Origin of the sequence: Hyphomonas sp. (assembly GCF_036964145.1) — a bacterium.
Lineage (GTDB): Bacteria > Pseudomonadota > Alphaproteobacteria > Caulobacterales > Hyphomonadaceae > Hyphomonas.
The window spans coordinates 1-596 of record NZ_JBALUC010000017.1 but is presented as its reverse complement, the minus strand read 5'-3'; the positions used below and the strand labels follow the sequence as shown (position 1 = coordinate 596).

Sequence of the window (596 nt, the reverse complement as noted above, 5' to 3'; positions counted from 1 at the left end):
GTAATCAATCGCGTCCCATTGGTTATAATAGAAATCATCCCTGCCAAAGGCAGCCGACAAGTCGCCCTCTACACCAACGACGAACCGGTCAATCTGGTAATTGTAGCCGACATAACCACCCGCCAATATATTGTTCAGACTGGTATCAAGAAGTATATCACCGCAATCTCCTTCGCACAGAAAGTCAGACACATTGGCGCCTGCGCCAACCTGTGCGCCGACATAAAATCCGCTCCAGTAGCTAAGTGGAGTGTCCATATCGGCAGCACTTGCCGCAACTGATGATGCCAACAATGCGCCAATCGCCACAGCTGTCTTTTTTACGAAGTTCATATCCCAGCTCCCTGTAGGTCGTTTCTCACTGATTATTTGCTTACCATGAGTTCTATAAGTTGCAAACGAGTATCTGCAATTACCGTATCGAATTTCAGAAAGTGTGACAAATTTGCCACACCAAAGATAATACCGTTTGCTGGCTTATAAGTTGGTGAGCCGCTTCAAGTCCCGATATACCGAGATTGCCGCGCTCATTGTCATGTCATGCTCAGACAAAGGCTTGGCCAACGCCTCGTCAAAGCTTTTGCTTTGCTGCCCTT

1 protein-coding gene is annotated in these 596 nt (G+C 47.5%); it reads right to left on the bottom strand.

What is annotated here, in order from left to right; genetic code table 11:
- On the bottom strand, positions 1-333 hold a 333-nt coding region (locus tag V7660_RS17185), incomplete at its 3' end, for an outer membrane protein (protein WP_442910063.1).
- Between the last annotated feature and the right edge of the window lie 263 nt (positions 334-596).